The organism is Gordonia mangrovi, assembly GCF_024734075.1.
In the GTDB taxonomy this organism is placed as follows: Bacteria; Actinomycetota; Actinomycetes; order Mycobacteriales; family Mycobacteriaceae; genus Gordonia; species Gordonia mangrovi.
Genome location: NZ_CP102850.1, coordinates 4,648,006 through 4,666,293, shown reverse-complemented (window position 1 = coordinate 4,666,293; position 18,288 = coordinate 4,648,006). Strand labels below are relative to the sequence as shown.

17 protein-coding genes are annotated in these 18,288 nt (G+C 68.6%); 8 read left to right on the top strand and 9 right to left on the bottom strand.

The genetic code is table 11. The annotated features are described in order from the left end of the window. Positions 1 to 3: 3 nt before the first annotated feature. Positions 4 to 531, bottom strand: coding sequence for a LysM peptidoglycan-binding domain-containing protein (locus NWF22_RS21190; RefSeq protein WP_160902518.1), 528 nt, complete (start codon positions 529 to 531; stop codon positions 4 to 6). A 299-nt stretch (positions 532 to 830) separates the two neighbouring features. On the opposite strand from NWF22_RS21190, the gene lexA reads away from it, so the two are divergent. Beyond that, entirely contained in the window at positions 831 to 1,616 is a 786-nt protein-coding gene (gene lexA, locus NWF22_RS21185; RefSeq protein WP_160902519.1) for a transcriptional repressor LexA, read from the top strand. A 23-nt stretch (positions 1,617 to 1,639) separates the two neighbouring features. Here lexA and ptsP read toward each other — a convergent pair whose 3' ends face one another. Then, positions 1,640 to 3,322 (bottom strand): phosphoenolpyruvate--protein phosphotransferase, encoded by a 1,683-nt coding sequence (gene ptsP / locus NWF22_RS21180; protein ID WP_160902520.1) that lies wholly within the window; start codon positions 3,320 to 3,322, stop codon positions 1,640 to 1,642. A 165-nt stretch (positions 3,323 to 3,487) separates the two neighbouring features. Between ptsP and NWF22_RS21175 the strand changes: the two genes are divergently transcribed. From NWF22_RS21175 to NWF22_RS21160, 4 genes are all read left to right on the top strand, one after another. Further along, entirely contained in the window at positions 3,488 to 4,258 is a 771-nt protein-coding gene (locus tag NWF22_RS21175) for a DeoR/GlpR family DNA-binding transcription regulator (protein ID WP_160902521.1), read from the top strand. Between the two features lie 29 nt (positions 4,259 to 4,287). Beyond that, positions 4,288 to 5,301, top strand: coding sequence for a 1-phosphofructokinase family hexose kinase (locus tag NWF22_RS21170; protein ID WP_160902522.1), 1,014 nt, complete (start codon positions 4,288 to 4,290; stop codon positions 5,299 to 5,301). Positions 5,302 to 5,386: 85 nt separating this feature from the next. Continuing rightward, positions 5,387 to 7,468 (top strand): PTS fructose transporter subunit IIABC, encoded by a 2,082-nt coding sequence (locus NWF22_RS21165; RefSeq protein WP_160902523.1) that lies wholly within the window; start codon positions 5,387 to 5,389, stop codon positions 7,466 to 7,468. 96 nt (positions 7,469 to 7,564) lie between these two features. Then, positions 7,565 to 7,825: an HPr family phosphocarrier protein gene (locus NWF22_RS21160; protein ID WP_160902524.1), complete on the top strand. Its 261-nt coding sequence runs from the start codon at positions 7,565 to 7,567 to the stop codon at positions 7,823 to 7,825. Between the two features lie 61 nt (positions 7,826 to 7,886). Here NWF22_RS21160 and hflX read toward each other — a convergent pair whose 3' ends face one another. From hflX to NWF22_RS21140, 4 genes are all read right to left on the bottom strand, one after another. Beyond that, a complete protein-coding gene (gene hflX, locus NWF22_RS21155) occupies positions 7,887 to 9,377 on the bottom strand; it encodes a GTPase HflX (protein ID WP_160902525.1) in 1,491 nt (496 codons plus the stop codon). Between the two features lie 79 nt (positions 9,378 to 9,456). Further along, positions 9,457 to 10,398: a diaminopimelate epimerase gene (dapF, locus tag NWF22_RS21150; RefSeq protein WP_160902526.1), complete on the bottom strand. Its 942-nt coding sequence runs from the start codon at positions 10,396 to 10,398 to the stop codon at positions 9,457 to 9,459. 21 nt (positions 10,399 to 10,419) lie between these two features. Further along, positions 10,420 to 11,337, bottom strand: coding sequence for a tRNA (adenosine(37)-N6)-dimethylallyltransferase MiaA (miaA, locus tag NWF22_RS21145; RefSeq protein WP_160902527.1), 918 nt, complete (start codon positions 11,335 to 11,337; stop codon positions 10,420 to 10,422). Further along, the gene (locus NWF22_RS21140; protein WP_160902528.1) at positions 11,334 to 12,083 is read right to left on the bottom strand and encodes a class III extradiol ring-cleavage dioxygenase family protein; all 750 of its coding nucleotides are present in this window, start codon (positions 12,081 to 12,083) and stop codon (positions 11,334 to 11,336) included. Before NWF22_RS21140 ends, miaA begins: the two co-directional genes overlap by 4 nt. Positions 12,084 to 12,274: 191 nt before the next feature. Between NWF22_RS21140 and NWF22_RS21135 the strand changes: the two genes are divergently transcribed. Continuing rightward, positions 12,275 to 13,681, top strand: a complete 1,407-nt coding sequence (locus NWF22_RS21135; protein WP_160902529.1) for a DUF349 domain-containing protein — start codon at positions 12,275 to 12,277, stop codon at positions 13,679 to 13,681. Between the two features lie 29 nt (positions 13,682 to 13,710). Here NWF22_RS21135 and NWF22_RS21130 read toward each other — a convergent pair whose 3' ends face one another. Genes NWF22_RS21130 through miaB form a run of 3 tightly spaced genes read right to left on the bottom strand, consistent with a single transcriptional unit; the run spans position 13,711 to position 16,349 of the window. Beyond that, positions 13,711 to 14,154, bottom strand: coding sequence for an acyl-CoA thioesterase (locus tag NWF22_RS21130; RefSeq protein WP_160902530.1), 444 nt, complete (start codon positions 14,152 to 14,154; stop codon positions 13,711 to 13,713). A gap of 3 nt (positions 14,155 to 14,157) precedes the next feature. Then, positions 14,158 to 14,775 carry an Rv2732c family membrane protein gene (locus NWF22_RS21125; RefSeq protein ID WP_160902531.1) on the bottom strand — a complete coding sequence of 206 codons (618 nt, stop codon included), beginning with the start codon at positions 14,773 to 14,775 and terminating at the stop codon, positions 14,158 to 14,160. Beyond that, the gene (gene miaB, locus NWF22_RS21120) at positions 14,775 to 16,349 is read right to left on the bottom strand and encodes a tRNA (N6-isopentenyl adenosine(37)-C2)-methylthiotransferase MiaB (protein WP_373692024.1); all 1,575 of its coding nucleotides are present in this window, start codon (positions 16,347 to 16,349) and stop codon (positions 14,775 to 14,777) included. Before miaB ends, NWF22_RS21125 begins: the two co-directional genes overlap by 1 nt. A 168-nt stretch (positions 16,350 to 16,517) precedes the next feature. On the opposite strand from miaB, the gene NWF22_RS21115 reads away from it, so the two are divergent. Then, on the top strand, positions 16,518 to 17,246 hold the full coding sequence (locus tag NWF22_RS21115) for an amino acid ABC transporter ATP-binding protein (protein WP_202398699.1): 729 nt from the start codon (positions 16,518 to 16,520) through the stop codon (positions 17,244 to 17,246). Position 17,247: 1 nt separating this feature from the next. Continuing rightward, positions 17,248 to 18,273 (top strand): glutamate ABC transporter substrate-binding protein, encoded by a 1,026-nt coding sequence (locus tag NWF22_RS21110; RefSeq protein ID WP_160902534.1) that lies wholly within the window; start codon positions 17,248 to 17,250, stop codon positions 18,271 to 18,273. The last annotated feature ends 15 nt before the right edge of the window (positions 18,274 to 18,288 follow it).

Here is an 18,288-nt window from a genome sequence, read left to right as displayed (position 1 = left end):
CGCTCAGCTGTATGCGGGAGCAACCAGAGCCTGACCCACCCGCAGGCCGGAATCCGCGAGCCGATTGCGTTCGACGATCTGCTCGATGACCGCCTGGCGCGGAACCTCCGGCGCAATCCTATCGGCGATGGAACTCAATGAATCGCCCTGTCGCACATGGACGATTTCGGTTCCGGTAGGGGCCGGCTGCACCGACGCGGCATAGTTCGAACCGATGATGGCGACAACCCACACCAGCAGGGCGAGTGCCCCGCCGAGCATGACGGCCGCCGCCGTCGCGCGGCGCCGGGCGACGACCCGACGATCGATCGCCGATGCCGCACAGCGCGTGCCCGCGACGCGCGCCGACGCCGCTGCGCCCGACCCGCCCGGACGACGGCCCGCCGGGCCGGTGGCGTCGTACCGCTCGCGCCGGCGCGAGTCGAGGGCCCGCGCGGCCGGTTTCGTGGCGTTCGGGCTCGTGACGGTCGAAGTCGCTGCCATCGGGGTATCGGCGTATCGGATCGGGCGATGCAGTGTGGCTGTGCTCATCGTGTCCTCCTGGGGCTGCATGTGCTGTGGGGAATGTGCTGTGGGGGTCGGGCGGCACACCCTCGAACACCGTCGCTCATGTGTTCGAGAGAACGCATGTTCGATTTGTAGCACGCCACTCCGACAATGTCTCGACACACGTCGAACACATGTTTGAACCTGTCGGGTTGTTCAGATAATGTCGGCTGCATGGTGACGGGCGCCGATGGGCCGCCAATGGACACTGACCAGCAGGTCCCGATCTCGACCAGCCACCCGGAGCCGGCCATGCCGGATTCCCGACAGGAAGGACTCGACCGATGAGCGACAAGGCCGGCGGGCGGCGCGGCGCCTCCCGCGGGAACGACGACACAACCACGACACCTGCGGACAAGACGTCGGCAGCGGCCGATGCGGGTTCGGCAGCCGATGGCGCGGCCGCCGACCCGGAGGCCGCGGAGGCCGCACTGACCCCGCGACAGCGGGGCGTGCTGGAGTACATCCGGGCGTCGGTGCGCGAGCGCGGCTATCCACCGAGCATCCGGGAGATCGGTGACGCGGTAGGCCTCACCTCGACCTCATCGGTCGCCCACCAGCTGCGGACCCTGGAACGCAAGGGTCTGCTCAAGCGCGACCACAATCGTCCTCGCGCGGTCAACATCCAAGACGGGGACCAGCACATCCCGCCGGGTGGTGCGTCCGCCGCGTCCGGCGATGCGAGCGAGCTGCCGACGCCGACGTTCGTCCCCGTGCTCGGCCGGATCGCCGCCGGCGGACCGATCCTCGCCGAGGAAGCCGTCGAGGACGTGTTCCCGTTGCCGCGGGAACTCGTCGGCGAGGGTTCACTGTTCCTGCTGCGGGTCGTCGGCGAGTCGATGATCGACGCGGCGATCTGCGATGGGGACTGGGTGGTGGTGCGCCAGCAGAGTGTCGCCGACAACGGCGACATCGTGGCAGCGATGATCGACGGCGAGGCCACCGTCAAGACGTTCAAGCGGAAGGACGGTCACGTCTGGCTGATGCCGCACAACGATCTGTTCGAGCCCATCCCGGGTGACGACGCCGCAGTACTCGGCAAGGTGGTCACCGTGATGCGCCGGGTCTGATCCCGCAGCGTCGGAGCCGCGCCTCAGGATCCCGGCGCCGCGGCGAGTGCCGCAGTCGCCGCCGCTCTCGCAGCGGCCGGATCCGCTGTGGCGAGTGCGGCTTCGGCAGCCGCCCGACACTGGTCGACGGTCACCTCGGCGAGCCTGGCGCCGACCGCGGCAGCGGCCGCGGGCGCAGTCGACAAGGACGTCACCCCCAATCCGACCAGTACGCAGGCGAGCAGCGGGTCGGCGGCAGCCTCGCCACAGACCCCGACCGGTTTGTCGACGACGGCGCCGGCACGAGCGACTCCGCCGATCAAGGTCAACACCGCGGGTTGCCACGGATCGGTGAGGGACGCGAGTTCCGCCGACATCCGGTCGGCCGCCATCGTGTACTGGGTGAGATCGTTGGTGCCGATCGACACGAAGTCGACCTCGGCGAGGATCGATTCGGCGAGCACTGCCGCCGCCGGTACCTCGATCATCACACCGGCGATCAGTCCGCGGCGGCGCACTTCACCGGCGAACTCGGCTGCTTCGGTCGCCGACGCGATCATCGGCGCCATCACCCAGGGAGTCGGTTGATGACCGTCGGCGGCCGCTGCGATCGCGTCGAGCTGGGCGGCACGAATCTCCGGGTGCTCGTCGGCGATGCGATTGCCCCGCACACCCAACGCGGGGTTGGTCTCCTCGACTTGCGTGACGAACTTCAGCGGCTTGTCGGAACCCGCATCGAGCGTCCGGATCACCACCTTCTGGCCCTCGAAGGCATCGAGCACCTCCCGATAGAGACGCGTCTGCTCCTCCACCGAGGGTTCGTCCGCGCGATCGAGGAACGCCAGCTCGGTGCGGAACAGCCCGACACCTTCCACCGGATGGGCGGTCGCCGAACGAGCCGACCTACCGTCGGCGACGTTGGCCAGCACCGCGATCGGTCGGCCGTCACCGGTGACACCCGGCCCGCGCCAGTCGGCCACCAGTTCCGCCATCCGGCGGCTCTCCTCGACGCGGGCGGCCGCGTCGCCGGCATCGGGATCGACCTCCAATGTGCCCGCGGTCCCGTCGACCAGCACCACGGTTCCGGCCGCCACCGCGCCGAGCCCGGACACCGCCACGACGCACGGAATACCGAGCTGTCGCGCGATGATCGCGGTGTGACTCGTCGGACCGCCCAGCCGGGTGACCAGAGCGGTGACCTTCTTCGGATCCAGCCCGGCGGTGTCGGCCGGCGCCAGGTCGTCGGCCAGCAGCACCGACGGCTCGGCGGGTTCCGGTACACCCGGTTCGGCGACGCCCAGCAGTTCGGCGACCACACGGTCCCGGACATCGTTGAGGTCGGTGACCCGCTCGGCCATGAGCCCACCGAGTTTGGTGAACATCGTCGCGAACTGTTCGGTCGCGGCGACTGCGGCGGCGGGGGCCGCCGTCCCCTTCTTGATGAGTCCCGATGCCGCGCCGATCCAGCCGCGATCCTCGGCCAGACCCGCGGTCGCCGACAACACCTCCGCCGCGGCACCCGAGGCGTGTGACGCGCGCTCACGCAACCGTCCGGCGACTGCGGCGGCGGCGTCGGTGAAACGCTTGATCTCGACCTCACGTTCATCCTCGACGACGGACGCGGCGTCGGATGGGTCGTAGACCGGACGTTCGCCAGGCCAGATCGCGGGTCCGTAGGCATGCCCGCCGACCACCGGTGTTCCGTTCAGTACGTGTGTGTGCTCCATCGAAATCCTCACTTGTCCGATCGCATGGGCACGATGTGCCGCGTGGACGCCTCTGGTCACGTTGTGATTCAAGTTACAAGAAATCCTTGACTTGTCAACACAAACAGGCGTAAACACAGATATACCCACATTGGACCCCACTCAAATCAACAGACGAGGACATTCGTGTACGCGGAGGAACGCCAACAGGCGATCGCCAACCAGGTACGGCAGAACGGCCGCGCCTCGGTCACCGCATTGGCGTCATTGTTCGACGTGACAAGTGAAACGGTTCGCCGCGACCTCGCCGTCCTCGAGCGCAACGGACATCTGCAGCGTGTCCACGGGGGCGCCGTGCGGCCGGGTGCGACCCCGGTGGTCGGTGAGCAGGGCATCGACGAGCGCCTGCTGTCGCATACCGCCCAGAAGCTCGCGATCGGCAGAGCCGCGACACGATTCCTCCCGCCCGATGGCGGTTCGGTGTTCATCGACGCGGGCACCACCACCTACCAGGCCGCCCTCGCCCTCCCCCGCGACCGACGGCTGACAGTGGTGACGCACAGCATCCCGGTGGCCGGCGCCCTCGCCGCACAGGGCGCCGACGACCTGCATGTGCTCGGCGGTCGGGTACGCGGACTAACGCAGGCGACAGTCGGCGCCGACGCCGTTGCCGCACTCGAACGGCTCCGGATCACCACGGCCTTCGTCGGCACCAACGGCATCAGCGTCGCGCACGGCCTGTCCACCCCGGACCCAGACGAGGCAGCGATCAAATCCGCGATCGTTCGAGTCGCCAATCGTGTGGTGGTACTGGCGGATTCGTCGAAGACCGGCCACGAGGACCTCGCATCGTTCGCCGGACTCGAGGACATCGACGTCCTGATCACCGACACCGGAATCGAACCCGCCTTCGCGGCGATACTCGCCGACCACGGCATCGAGACGGTGATCGCATGATCACCGACCACCCCACGGAAAGAGAGCCCATGCCCACCCCACATGTCTCCGTGCCCGCCGAGACCGACCTGCCTCCGGAAATTCTGACCGTGACCGCGAACCCGAGTCTCGACCGCACGCTGGAACTGACCTCTCCCCTGGTTCACGGCGCCGTGCAGCGTGCGAGCGCCGTTCGCGCCGAGCCCGGCGGCAAGGGCATCAACGTCGCCCGCGTCGCATCGGCTGCCGGTGTCGACACCCGGGCACTGTTTCCCGCACGCGCCGACGATCCACTACTCGCCGCGCTCGATGCGGTCGCGCTGCCCTATCTGACCCTCGCGATCGACGGTGAGGTACGGTCCAACGTCACCATCGCCGACCCGGACGGCACCACCACCAAGGTCAATGCCCCCGGGTTCGTGCTCGACGACGCGATCGCGGCCGAGTTGACCGAACTGGTCCTCCGCAACGCGCGCGGCGCCCGGTGGGTGGCGCTGTGCGGCTCCCTGCCCCCCGGGCTGCCCCACACCTGGTACCGCACGGTCGTCGACGCCCTGCAGGGATCGGGATGTCGTGTGGCCGTGGACACCTCGGGCGCTCCGCTCGCGGCCGCGGTCACCGGTCCGGTCGATCTACTCAAACCCAACGAACAGGAACTCGCCGAAGCGACCGGCGCCGACCCGGCACAGTTGGCGGCAGCGTCGGCCCAGGGTGATCACGCTCGGATCGTGACGGCCGCGACCGAGCTCGCGCAACGTACCGGCGCGGCGATCCTGGCCACGCTCGGCGCCACCGGGGGCCTGTTGGTCACCGGGACCGGCGCTTGGTTCGCGACTCCGCCGCCGATCGTGCCGCGCAGTACGGTCGGCGCCGGCGACGCCGCGCTGACCGGCTATCTCATCGCGGAGTGCCGCGGCGCCGACGAGCCCGAACGACTGCGCACGGCGGTCGCCTACGGTTCGGCAGCCACCGCACTCGCGGGCACCCAACCGCCGTACCCCGACCAGATCGATCTGGACAACGTCACCGTCACCGACCTCACCGGGGCCGCCAGTGCAGGTTGACCACACCAGGCGCCCACCTCTGAACCCCGCACTGCGAAGCACCGCACCAGAGCACCGCACCAGAGCACCGCACAAAGGAAATCCCATGTCAGAACAGATAATCACCCCACAGACGGTGAGCCTCGACGTGGACGCCGGAGACGACCCGGCGGCCGTGATCGGGTACCTCGCCGACGCGCTGGCCACGGCCGGTCGCACCACCGATGCCACCGTGCTGGCACGCGGCGCACTCGATCGTGAGGCCAAATCGGCCACCGGATTGCCCGGCGGGATCGCGATCCCGCACGCCCGCGCCGCGTCGGTGACCGAGGCCAGCCTGGCCATGGCGCGGCTGTCCAAAAAGGTCGACTTCGGTGCCCCGGACGGGCCCGCCGACCTCGTGTTCCTGATCGCCGCACCCGAAGGTGGCGCCACCGAACACATGAAGTTGCTCAGCTCGCTGGCGCGGTCTCTGGTCCGGCCCGAGTTCGTCGACTCGTTGCGGGAGGCCGACAGCGACGACCGCGTCGTCCAACTCGTCGACGAGGCCATCAACCCGCAGCCCGCGCAGACATCGGCCGCGGCCGCGTCGGCCGCAACCGCGACCAGCGCGCCTGCGGCGACCCCGCCGGCCGCAACGGAGGCCGGCGGTGGCGACCGACGCCCCTCGGTGGTGGCAATCACCGCATGCCCGACCGGTATCGCGCACACCTACATGGCCGCCGACGCCCTCAAGTACGCGGCCGAACGCGCAGAGGTCGACTTCCATGTGGAGACCCAGGGATCATCGGCCACCACCTCCTTCGATCCGCAGGTCATCGCCGATGCCGACGCCGTGATCTTCGCCACCGACGTCGGGGTGAAGGGCAAGGACCGTTTCCGTGGCAAACCCGTGGTCGCCTCGGGGGTCAAACGTGCGATCAACGAGCCCGACGCGATGATCGCCGAAGCCGTCGCCGCATCGAAGAATCCGTCGGCAACGGTGGTCAGCGGCGCAGACGACGGTGGCGAGGCCGATGCGACGGCGGCGGCCGCCGGCGTCGGACTCGGCGGGCAGGTCCGACAGGCCCTCATGACCGGTGTGAGCTACATGATCCCGTTCGTGGCGGCCGGTGGCCTGCTCATCGCACTGGGCTTCCTACCCTTCCTCGGCGGCTACGAGATCGCCAACAGCACCCTCGACGAAGCCGGATCGATGTCCGACGGCGCGTTCATCGCCTTGAACTACAGCCTCTGGGACCTGCCTGCGGGTGGCCTCGGCCAGTACATCGGCGCGGTGCTGTTCGCGGTCGGTTCACTCGCCATGGGCATGTTGGTTCCGGTGTTGGCCGGCTACATCTCCTTCGCCATCGCCGACCGTCCGGGCATCGCCCCGGGCTTCGTGGCCGGACTTGTCTCGGTCGCCGTGGGTGCGAGCTTCATCGGCGGCCTGGTCGGCGGCCTCATCGCCGGCGTCGTGTGCTTGTGGATCGCCCGGATCCCGTTGCCGCAATGGGCACGCGGGCTGCAACCGGTGGTCATCATCCCGCTGCTCGGCAGCATGGTGATCGGCGTGCTCCTCTACATGCTGTTGGGCAAGCCGCTGGCCTGGGTCACCGAGCAGATGACCGATGCGCTCAACAGCATGTCGGGTGGCTCCGCGGTCGTCCTCGGTGTGGTGCTCGGCCTGATGATGTGCTTCGACCTCGGTGGACCCGTGAACAAGGCGGCCTACCTGTTCGCCACCACCGGCCTGGCCATCGGCGGGGCCGCCCAACTGCAGATCATGGCGGCGGTGATGTGCGCCGGAATGGTGCCACCGCTGGCCATGGCGCTGGCCACGGTACTGCGTCCACAGCTGTTCAGCGAACCCGAACGGGAGAACGGCAAGGCGGCCTGGCTGCTGGGTGCGTCGTTCATCTCCGAGGGCGCCATCCCGTTCGCGGCCACCGACCCGTTCCGGGTCATCCCCTCGATGATGGCCGGTGGCGCACTGGCCGGCGGCCTGATCATGGCGTTCGGCGTGGAACTGCGCGCCCCGCACGGCGGCATCTTCGTGTTCTTCGCCATGAACAACTGGGTGCTGTTCCTCGTCGCGCTGGCAGCCGGCACCGTGCTCAGCGCGTTCGCCGTCATCGGCGCCAAGCAGTGGCATGCGAACCGTCAACACGCCGCGCTCTTCGACGACGTCCAAACCGTCCCCGCCTGAGCGATGTTCGGGCAGACTCAGTCGACACGGGCAGTAACCACCGACACAACCATTTCCATCGCCAACCCTCCCACCGCAACCGAAGGAGCACCACCCATGCCCAGCACCACAGTCACCGTCGGCTCCGCCGTCGGACTGCACGCCCGTCCCGCGACGATCATCGCCGAGGCGGTCGCCGACACCGGCGCCACCGTCACGCTCTCGCTCGAGGGTGGCGACCCGGTGGACGCCGGATCCGCCCTGATGATCATGACCCTCGGGGCGGAGAAGGGCACCGATGTCGTGGTGACCGCCGACGACCAGGGCACCCTCGACGCGATCGCCGCACTGGTCGCCAAAGATCTCGACGCCGACTGAGCCGACCGACAGCAATGACGACCCCGTCGCGTTCACGCGGCGGGGTCGTCATCTGTCCGGGTCAGGACCGCAGCGGTTCGAGAACTCCGGCGAACGCGGACGGTACCCGCACCCGCATGGTGGTGCCCTCGGCGGTGTGCTCGCTGGTCAGCACTTCGCCCTCCTCGTGGATGCGCGAGATCAGGTCGCCGCGCGTGTAGGGCACGTCGACGGTCAACTCGACATCTGCCCGACCGACGAACTCCCGTACACGGTCGAACAATTCGGGCAGGCCTTCGCCCGTGCGCGCCGAGACGAACGCCGCATCCCCGAGCGCACCTCGCAGCTCGGCCATCCGGGTCGCGTCGATCGCATCGATCTTGTTGACCACGAGCAGTTCGGGCGGCGCGGTGGCACCCTCCTCGGCGACGACCTCGTTGATGACGCGCCGAACCGCGGAGATCTGCTCGACCGGGAACGGATCGGAGCCGTCGACGACATGCAGCAACAGATCGGCGTCCACCACCTCTTCCAGTGTCGACCGGAACGCCTCGACCAACTGGGTGGGCAGGTGACGCACGAACCCGACGGTATCGGTGAACACCACAGCCCGCCCGTCGTCGAGGGTGGCGCGGCGGGTGGTCGGGTCCAGGGTCGCGAACAGTGCATCCTGCACCAGCACACCGGACCCGGTCATCGCGTTGACCAGGCTCGATTTGCCGGCATTGGTGTACCCGGCCACGGTCAGCCGCGGGATCGAGTTGCGTTCGCGGGCCGCGCGCATCACCGTCCGGGACTTCTTCATCGCACGGATCTCCCGACGCAACTTGGCCATCCGTTCGCGGATGCGTCGGCGGTCGGTCTCGATCTTCGTCTCACCGGGACCACGCAGACCGACGCCACCGTTGCTGCCGGCCCGACCGCCGGCCTGCCGCGACATCGACTGACCCCAACCGCGCAGACGCGGCAGCATGTACTCCATCTGGGCCAGCGACACCTGGGCCTTGCCCTCGCGGGAGGTGGCGTGCTGCGCGAAGATGTCGAGGATGAGCGCGGTGCGGTCGATGACCTTCACCTTGACCACCTTCTCCAGGGCGGTCAGCTGCGCAGGGGTGAGTTCACCGTCACAGATCACGGTGTCGGCGCCGGTCTCGAGGACTGCGGCGCGCAGTTCGTCGGCCTTCCCGGAACCGATGTAGGTGGCGGGATCCGGCTTCGAGCGGCGCTGGATCAGCGCGTCGAGCACCTGCGACCCGGCAGTCTCGGCCAATGCGGCCAGCTCGGCCATGCTGGCGCGGGCCTGCGCGGCGGTGCCCTCGGTCCAGACCCCCACCAGCACGACCCGCTCGAGGCGCAACTGGCGGTACTCGACCTCGGTGACGTCGGTGAGTTCGGTCGACAGACCTGCGACTCGCTGGAGCGACGCCCGCTCCTCGAGCTGGAGTTCGCCAGTGGTCGGTCGGGCCAGACCCTCGAGGATGTCGTGCCCGTTCGTGCCATCGGCGTCGGGCAGATCCGCCAGGTCGGTGTCCGGGTCGGCGGGATGAGATGTTGTGAAAGCTGAATCTGTCATGGGTGACATCCATGATGTCACGCGCGACATGCCGGTGGCATCCCGTTTTTCCCTGGGCAGAATGGCACCGCCGACACACTCAGCGCTCGGGACGGTCCCAGCCCGCTCGCAACCGCCCTTCGGCCACCAGCATCGACGGCCCACGCAAGTGGGAACCATCGGCCCGGATACCCACCTCCACCCGACCTCCCGGCACCGTGATGCACAGCGTGCCCTCGCTCTCGCCGCGGTGCGCCAGGAGGGCGGCCCCGGCGGCCACCAGGCCGGTTCCGCAGCTACGGGTCTCTCCGACGCCACGTTCGAAGACCCGCATCGACGCCGGGAACCGGCCCTGGGCGTCCGGTGTCCCGGGGGTGGTCACGATCTCGACATTCGCGCCGTGGGGGAACGCCTCGGCCTCGAGCCGTACCCCGGCGGAGAAGTCGATCGCCGCCAGGTCGGCCGCGGTCAGGTCCGGTACGACACATGCCAGATGCGGGTTGCCGACATCGACCATCACCCCGCGGTACACGTCGTCGCCGATGCGCACCAGCGAGTCGCCGTCGCGTCGGACCGGCCCCATCTGCACGGTGACGTCGGCGTGCACGGCGTCGTGGTCGTGGACCACGACCGGCCGGGCGCCGGCGCGCGAACCCACGGTGAATCGGTCGGCCGCCATCAGACCCGAGGCCCGCAGGTGATGAGCGAAGACCCGCACTCCGTTGCCACACATCTCCGCAATGGACCCGTCGGCGTTGCGATAGTCCATGAACCAATCGTCGGGTGCGACACCGGTGGGCAATGTGTCGAGAACTCCGCGTTCCACCAGCGCGGCCGACCGCACGACCCGCAGCAGCCCGTCCGCGCCTATCCCCCGCTGCCGGTCGCACAACGCCGCCACACGTGAGCGGGTCAGGTCGAGGTGCGCCGCCGGGTCGGTCAGGATCACGAAGTCGTTCTGGGTGCCGTGGCCCTTCACGAAATGCAGGGCGAATGCCTTCTCGTCGGAGAGCGCGCTGTCGCCCGATGTTGTGGCCGTCACCCCACCAGCGTACGAGGTGACTCAGCGGTCCATGATCCGCAGTGCCTGCGACAGCAGGTCGGGGTCGGCGGCGTCGAGCCAGGTGATGCGGTGATCACGACGAAACCACGATCGTTGCCGCCGAACGTAGCGTCGGGTGCCGATGAAGGTCAGTTCCTCGGCGGTGGCCATCTCGTACTCACCGTCGAGCGCGGCCAACACCTGCGCGTAACCGATGGCACGGGACGCCGTGCGGCCCTCGCGCAGTCCGGCCGAGCACAGGTGCTGCACTTCCTCGACGAGCCCCAGCTCGAACATCTGCCTGGTACGCAGCCGAATGCGTTCGTCGAGATCGACGGTGAGGCGGTCCAGTGCCAGGATGCGGGTGTGCCACCTCGGTTCACCGATGGTCGGCGCGGACGCCGCGAACGGTGCACCGGTGAGTTCGACCACCTCGAGGGCACGCACGATGCGCCGTCCGTCGGTGGCGAGGATGGACGCCGCGGCGTCGGGATCGACCGCGGCCAGACGTTGGTGCAGCGCTGCGACACCGATCTGGTCGAGCAGCGTCTCGTACCTGGCGCGCACCTTCGGATCGGTCGCCGGAAAACGCCAATCGTCGAGCAGACCCTGGATGTACATCATCGATCCGCCGACCAGCACCGGCACCCGACCGGCGGCCAGCAAGCGTTCCACATCGGCGCCGGCGGCGCGTTGATGACGTGCGACCGTCGCGGTCTCGGTCACGTCGAGCACGTCGATCTGGTGATGCGGGATGCCGCGCCGGTCGGCGACGGGCAGCTTGGCGGTCCCGATGTCCATGCCGCGGTATTGCTGCATGGCGTCGAGGTTGACGATCTCGCCGCCGAGCCGTTCGGCGAGGTCGAGGGCGAGGTCGGATTTCCCACTCGCCGTCGGACCCACGATCGCGATGGGGGTGGGCTCGCGCGCGCCCGTCATCGGGGAGTCCAGGTGGCGACGGTGTAGCCGACCCCGAACGGCGCATCGCGGTAAAGGACCCGCGACACCCATCGGCGCCCGGAGCACAGTGCGGCGGCGACCTGCCACGCCGGACGTCCCGCGACACCGGCGTGTGCACATTCCTCGGGGTCGAGCGCTGCCAGCGCCGCGGTGTCCGCGTCCGCCAGCGCCTCATCGATGCGTCGCTGCAGGTCCACCGCGGCCGGTCGCAGCCCACCGCCCGGGGATCGCGCCGACAGTGCGGTGGCGCCGTCGGCCACCACCAACACCCCCACGCGGGCCGGATCGGAGTCGACCGCCGTGCGCAGCTCGGCGCCCAGTCGAGCACAGTCGGCCGCGGCGGATCCGGGCGCCGTCGTGACGGGTTCGACGCGGGGCACGCCGGATTCGGCGCGCAACCAGCCGGCGATCAACATCGACAGCGGCAGGTCCAGGTGCTGTGCGGCTGCCTGCTCGGGCTCGGGTACGCGTGTTCGAGGCCCCGGCACGCCGAGCGAGACCGCCACGTCCACGCCGTACCGCCGGAAGCTGCCGGCGAGCCCGCCGGGGGCGGTCGAATCGTCGTCGCCCGCACCGATCGCCACCCAGGAGGTGGCCGCGCCGGCCAGTTCCCGTCCGGCCGCCCGCGTCGCCGCACGCACCGCTTCGGTGTCGGTGGCGCCCGGTCCGGCGACCTCCGGCACCAGCAGCGGAGCACTCGGGACGAAGACCACGGACGCCAACACGGACACGACGCTAGCCGACCGGTGTGGACGCGAGCCCATCGAGTCCGACCGCAATGTCGCCGCAGCGCTCACACGGCAGGGTCTGACCTGGTTCAATGGTGTCAGCCTGCGACGTCCATGCGTCGGCGCAGGCCTCGACGTGACGGCAGCCGTGGCGCGCGGCATCAACCTGCGGGAGAGGGCACCTGCACATGACCGATCAGACCGACCCCCCGGCCGCCTCCGGTTCCGGGGCCGCCGCTCCGGGAGCCCCGGACGCGGGGACACCGACCCCGAATCCCGGTCCCCCCAAGCCGCATCCGATGCCCAAGCCGGGACCCCGGCCCGGACCGCGACCACGCGCTGCCGAGGTGCACCCGGTGCCCACGCCCGTACCCGGTGGCGACCCGCATGAGTTCGGCCGGATCGACGCCGAGGGCGCGGTGTGGCTCAAGACCGCCGGCGGAGAACGGCAGATCGGGTCATGGCAGGCCGGTTCGGTCGAGGAGGGCCTCGCCCATTTCTCCCGGAAGTTCGACGATCTGGCGACCGAGGTGGAGATCCTCGAAGAACGCCTGGCGGCACGCTCGGGCGATCCCCGCAAGGCGCAGACCGCCGCCCGTCACCTGCTCGATGCATTGCCGACCGCCGCGGTGATCGGCGACGTGGCTGCGCTCGAGCAACGCCTGACGGTGATCGTGGGCAGCGCCGACGAGGTGGCCGACTCGATCAAGGCCGAGCGCGAACACATGCGTGCCGCCGCCATCGCACGCAAGGAGACGCTGGCCGTCGAGGCCGAACAGATCGGTGCCGAGTCCACCCAGTGGAAGGTGGCCGGCGACCGACTGCGGGCGATTCTCGACGAGTGGAAGACCATCAAAGGCGTCGACCGCAAGACCGACGATGCGCTGTGGAAGCGCTACGCCAAGGCGCGCGACGCGTTCAATCGGCGACGGGGTGCGCATTTCGCCGAACTCGACCGCGAACGCGCCGGTGCCAAGGCACGTAAGGAAGAGCTCATCGCGCGGGCCGAGGAGTTGTCGACATCCACCGACTGGGGCCCGACCTCGGCGCAGTTCCGCGAGCTGCTCACCGAGTGGAAGGCGGCCGGTCGCGCGCCACGCGACGCCGACGACGCCCTGTGGCAGCGGTTCAAAGCCGCCCAGGACGTCTTCTTCTCCGCCCGCAACGCGGCCACATCAGAGCGCGACAGCGAGTTCGCCGCCAATGCGGCAGCCAAGGTCGCCCTGTTGGAGCAGGCCGAGAAGAAGGTCGATCCGGCGGCCGATCTCGATGCGGCACGACGCGAGTTCCGGGCCTTCCGCGACCAGTGGGATGAGATCGGCAAGGTTCCGCGTGATCAGATGAGTTCGCTGGAGGGGCGCGCCCGCGCACTCGAGAAGCGGATCCGTGACGCGGAGGAGACGCAGTGGCAGCGGACCGATCCCGAGGCACAGGCACGCGCAGCGCAGTTCGCCGATCGCGCCGCACAACTCGAGGACCAGGCCCGCAAGGCCGACGACCGCGGCAAGGCCAAGGACGCCGCGAAGCTACGCGAACAGGCGGCCCAGTGGCGCGAGTGGGCCGATGCCGCGGCCAGTGCGATCGCCGACCGCTGAGCTGAGCCGGCTGAGCCCGTGTGACGTGCTCAGGCCTTCGTGACGCTCAGGTCACGGAGAATCGCCACCGCGGATTCGGGAAGCGGCCGGGACCGACGAGTGCTCTCGTCGAACGCGACGATGACGGTCTTGGCGGTCGCCACACAGGTGTCGCCCTGGAAGATGCCTTGCTCCAGCACGATCGAGCTGCGCCCGAGCGATGCCACCCGGGTACCGACGACGATGTCGCCCGGCCAGGTCATCTCCGCACGGAAGTCCAGTTCGAGCCGCGCGATGACGAACGAGGTGCCGGGTTGGGCGAGCGGGGCCTGCGGATCGTAGAGCACCGCGACGCGTCCGGATTCCAGGAACGTGGCGAACACCGCGTTGTTGACATGTCCCTGACGGTCGGTGTCGGCGTAGCGCACCTTCTCGGTGACGTGGGCGGGATAGTCCTCGACGTGCGGGGTGCCGGTGTGGTTGTCGTCGCCCACTCCTCAGGCTTCCTGATCGGGCTTGTGCTGCAGTGACCGGGCCAGCGCATCGCGGCCGGCTGCCTCGTGCCGCCGCTGCTCCTCGATCGCGAGGTGATATGTGCTGCGGGCCCAGACGACACGCGCCCAGTGGAAGGTCAACACCAGTACGGCAAACCAACCGATGATCAGTCCGATGCCGACCCCCGAGGGCGGCTCGACGCCGCCCACCCCGGGGGTGTTGCGCGACCACCAGGCGAGCATTCCGGCGACACAGGCGATGGCGTTGCCGCACAACGCGATCCACGCCACGAACCACCGCCGGGTCAGCAGCGCCAGCGCCGACGCACCAATACCGAAGATCACCAACAGATACACGAACACCTCGGAGGTGATGGTGACGCGTTCGGCCTCCGCATCCGGGGCGAAGGTGAGCACCTCGATACCGCTGGCGCTCCCGGTGTGCGGCAATACCATCGACAGCATCGCGACCAGCACGGCTATCGCGACGACCACGGCCCGCATCCCGGGATCGATCTCGCCGGCCACCTTGCGTTCGGCGCGGCGCAGATCGCCCTCGTAGGCGGAGAAACCGCCGGCAACACGGTCGGCGTCGACCTGTCGGTCCTTCTCGGCACTCATCAGCCACATCCTCCTGAACATCCCACGGTGACCGGTTCAACGGGCGCCACGCCGATGGTGGGCATGCCCAGTCCCACCCCTACCGGTGGGGTCGTCGGCATCCGGGCCTCGGCGTGTGCATCACCGGCCCGGGTGCGCCGGTGACCGTCCACCCCGGCGTCGGCGATCAGGTGATGCGGGGCGGCACCGGTGACCCGGGTGGTCACGATGTCACCCGGACGGATCGCCTCGTCACCGGCCTGCTCGTGGTGCGCGAAATGCACGAGCCGACCGTCGCGGGCCCGCCCGGTCCGGCGGCCGGTGTCGGCCGACTTGCGGCCCTCGTCGGCCACCACCAGCAATTCCACCTCGGTGCCGAGCAGCCGCTGATTCTCCTCGAGGCAGATCTTTTCCTGCAGTTCGATGAGACGTCGATACCGCTCTCCGACGACCTCGGGCGGAACCTGGTCGGCCATCGTCGCGGCCGGGGTACCGGGCCGCGGTGAGTACTGGAAGGTGAACGCACTCGAGAACCGTGCTGCGGCAACCACATCGAGTGTCTGTTGGAAGTCCTCTTCGGTCTCACCGGGGAATCCGACGATGATGTCGGTGGTGATGGCCGCGTGGGGCATCGCCGCGCGCACCTTCTCGAGAATGCCGAGGAACTTACGTTGCCGATAGCTACGGCGCATCGACTTCAGGATGCGGTCGGACCCGGACTGCAACGGCATGTGCAGTTGCGGACAGACGTTGGGCGTCTCGGCCATCGCGTCGATGACGTCATCGGTGAACTCGGCCGGATGCGGCGAGGTGAACCTGACGCGCTCGAGACCATCGATCTCACCGCAGGCCCGCAGCAGTTCGGCGAAGGCACCGCGGTTACGCGGTTGGTCCGGATCGGCGAACGACATACCGTAGGCGTTCACGTTCTGACCCAGCAGGGTCACCTCCAGCACACCCTGCTCGACCAGCGCCGACACCTCGGCGAGGACATCGCCGGGGCGTCGGTCGACTTCTTTGCCGCGCAGTGACGGCACGATGCAGAAGGTGCACGTGTTGTTGCAGCCCACCGAGACCGAGACCCACCCGGAGTAGGCCGAGTCACGCTTGGCCGGCAGCGTCGACGGGAATCGTTCGAGTGACTCCAGGATCTCGACCTGCGCCGATTCGTTGTGCCGTGCTCGCTCGAGCAGCGTCGGCAGCGATCCGATGTTGTGGGTACCGAACACCACATCGACCCACGGCGCCTTGCGCAGCACCGAGTCCTTGTCCTTCTGCGCCAGGCAACCGCCGACGGCGATCTGCATACCCGGGCGGTCGGATTTCACCGGCGCGAGGTGCGAGAGGTTGCCGTAGAGCTTGTTGTCCGCGTTCTCCCGGATCGCACACGTGTTGAACACCACCAGGTCGGCGTCGTCCCCGTCGTCGGCCCTGACGTAGCCGGCGTCTTCGAGGAGTCCGGCGATGCGTTCGGAATCGTGCACGTTCATCTGGCAACCGTAGGTCCGCACCTGGTAGCTGCGGCCACCGGCGCCGGGGGCGTCGACCTGGTATTCCGGGACACGACCCCCGTTGACATCAGGCCGGTCGGACAACTCGATACTCACGCATCCCAGGGTACGGGCCTGCGCAAATCGGTCCGAACTCACGCGGTTCGCCGATGAACAGGACGAGTCGCATCCGTCACACTAGTGTGATCGACTATGACCGCATCGCCTACGGACGACTCCACGACGGCCGGGAGCACCTCCCCGGCACCGCCGATGATCGTGATGAAGAACGTGCAGAAGCACTTCGGGGACCTGCACGTGCTGCGCGACATCGACCTCGAGGTTCCTGCCGGACAGGTCGTGGTGGTCCTGGGACCGTCGGGCTCGGGCAAATCGACGCTGTGCCGCACCATCAACCGCCTCGAACCGGTCGACAGCGGCGTGATCGAGGTCGAGGGGCGCGCACTGCCCGACGAGGGTCGCGATCTCGCGCGTCTGCGCGCCGACGTCGGGATGGTCTTCCAGTCGTTCAACCTCTTCGCGCACAAGACCATCCTGGAGAACGTGACGCTCGCCCCGATGAAGGTGCGCAAGAAGAGCAAGGCCGACGCGAACGCCCGTGCCCTGGAACTGCTCGACCGGGTCGGCATCGCGAGCCAGAAGGACAAGTATCCCGCCCAACTCTCCGGTGGCCAGCAACAGCGTGTGGCGATCGCCCGATCGCTGGCCATGGACCCGAAGATCATGCTGTTCGACGAACCGACCTCGGCGCTGGACCCCGAGATGGTCAACGAGGTCCTCGACGTCATGGTGTCACTCGCCAAGGAGGGGATGACCATGCTCGTGGTGACCCACGAGATGGGCTTCGCCCGCAAAGCAGCCGATCGCGTCATCTTCATGGCCGACGGCGCGATCGTGGAGGACTCAGATCCAGAAAGCTTCTTCTCCCAACCGGAATCCGAACGCGCACGGGATTTCCTCGGGAAGATCCTCGGCCACTGAGATGGGCAGCGCACCAGTGAAGTCGCCCAAACGCCCACCGCGCATGTCCACTCTCGGCCTGTTGGCGGTGGCCGCGGCCCTCGTCGTCGCGACGATGGCGGCATGCGGCAGTTCCGAGCCCCGCAACCTCGTCGACTCGATCCGCGACGGCACCGTGGTGCTGGGCACGAAATACGATCAGCCGGGCCTGGGCATCCGCAACCCCGACAAGATCGTGACCGGGTTCGACCCGGCCGTCTCGACCTATGTGGTCAATCACATCGCCGATTCGCTCGGCGTCGAGCACCCGGAGATCCGGTGGCGGGAGACTCCGTCGGCGCAACGCGAGACCCTGATCAAGAACGGTGAGGTCGACATGATCGCGGCCACCTATTCGATCACCTCCTCGCGCGCCAACGAGGTCGATTTCGCCGGCCCGTATCTGATCAACTACCAAGGCCTGCTGGTCCGCGACGACGACGATTCGATCACCACGCTGACCGACCTCAACAACGGCAAGAAGCTCTGCTCGGTCACCGGCTCCACGTCGGCGCAGAACGTGAAAGCACAGTTGCCGTCGGTTCAGCTCCAGGAGTACGACTCCTATTCGAGCTGTGTCGAGGCGTTGCGGCGCGGCAAGGTCGACGCGCTGACCACCGACGAGGTCATCCTCGCCGGCTACGCGAACTTCTTCCCCGACGAGTTCAAGCTCGTCGACATGAATTATCCGAAGGACGCGTGCGTCAAGGACGCACTCAAGACCGCGGGCACCCCGTTCTCCACCGAGTACTACGGGATCGGCGTGGCCAAGGACGACCCGGAGGTCGTGACCGCGATCAACGAGGCGCTCGACGCGATGATGCAGCCGGGACCCGACGGGCAGTCGCCGTGGGATGAGGCGCTGCGTGACGCCATCGGCGATGAACAGGTCGACCGCATGATCGACCGCGCCGAGGCACCGGATTCGCAGTACATGTTCACTCCGGACCCGGGGAACCTCGATTTCCTGGAGTCGGAGCCGACACCGTGCCCGCCGGGCCTGAGCTGACGAGGGAGGTGGCGC

Excerpts from the sequence above, each read along its gene's own strand:
- lexA (WP_160902519.1), top strand. The coding sequence starts at position 831 with ATGAGCGACAAGGCCGGCGGGCGGCGCGGCGCCTCCCGCGGGAACGAC.
- NWF22_RS21160 (WP_160902524.1), top strand. The coding sequence starts at position 7,565 with ATGCCCAGCACCACAGTCACCGTCGGCTCCGCCGTCGGACTGCACGCC.
- NWF22_RS21115 (WP_202398699.1), top strand. The coding sequence starts at position 16,518 with ATGATCGTGATGAAGAACGTGCAGAAGCACTTCGGGGACCTGCACGTG.
- NWF22_RS21190 (WP_160902518.1), bottom strand. The coding sequence starts at position 531 with ATGAGCACAGCCACACTGCATCGCCCGATCCGATACGCCGATACCCCG.
- NWF22_RS21165 (WP_160902523.1), top strand. The coding sequence starts at position 5,387 with ATGTCAGAACAGATAATCACCCCACAGACGGTGAGCCTCGACGTGGAC.
- ptsP (WP_160902520.1), bottom strand. The coding sequence starts at position 3,322 with ATGGAGCACACACACGTACTGAACGGAACACCGGTGGTCGGCGGGCAT.
- NWF22_RS21170 (WP_160902522.1), top strand. The coding sequence starts at position 4,288 with ATGCCCACCCCACATGTCTCCGTGCCCGCCGAGACCGACCTGCCTCCG.
- NWF22_RS21135 (WP_160902529.1), top strand. The coding sequence starts at position 12,275 with ATGACCGATCAGACCGACCCCCCGGCCGCCTCCGGTTCCGGGGCCGCC.
- NWF22_RS21125 (WP_160902531.1), bottom strand. The coding sequence starts at position 14,775 with ATGAGTGCCGAGAAGGACCGACAGGTCGACGCCGACCGTGTTGCCGGC.
- NWF22_RS21110 (WP_160902534.1), top strand. The coding sequence starts at position 17,248 with ATGGGCAGCGCACCAGTGAAGTCGCCCAAACGCCCACCGCGCATGTCC.
- hflX (WP_160902525.1), bottom strand. The coding sequence starts at position 9,377 with ATGACAGATTCAGCTTTCACAACATCTCATCCCGCCGACCCGGACACC.
- miaA (WP_160902527.1), bottom strand. The coding sequence starts at position 11,337 with ATGACGGGCGCGCGCGAGCCCACCCCCATCGCGATCGTGGGTCCGACG.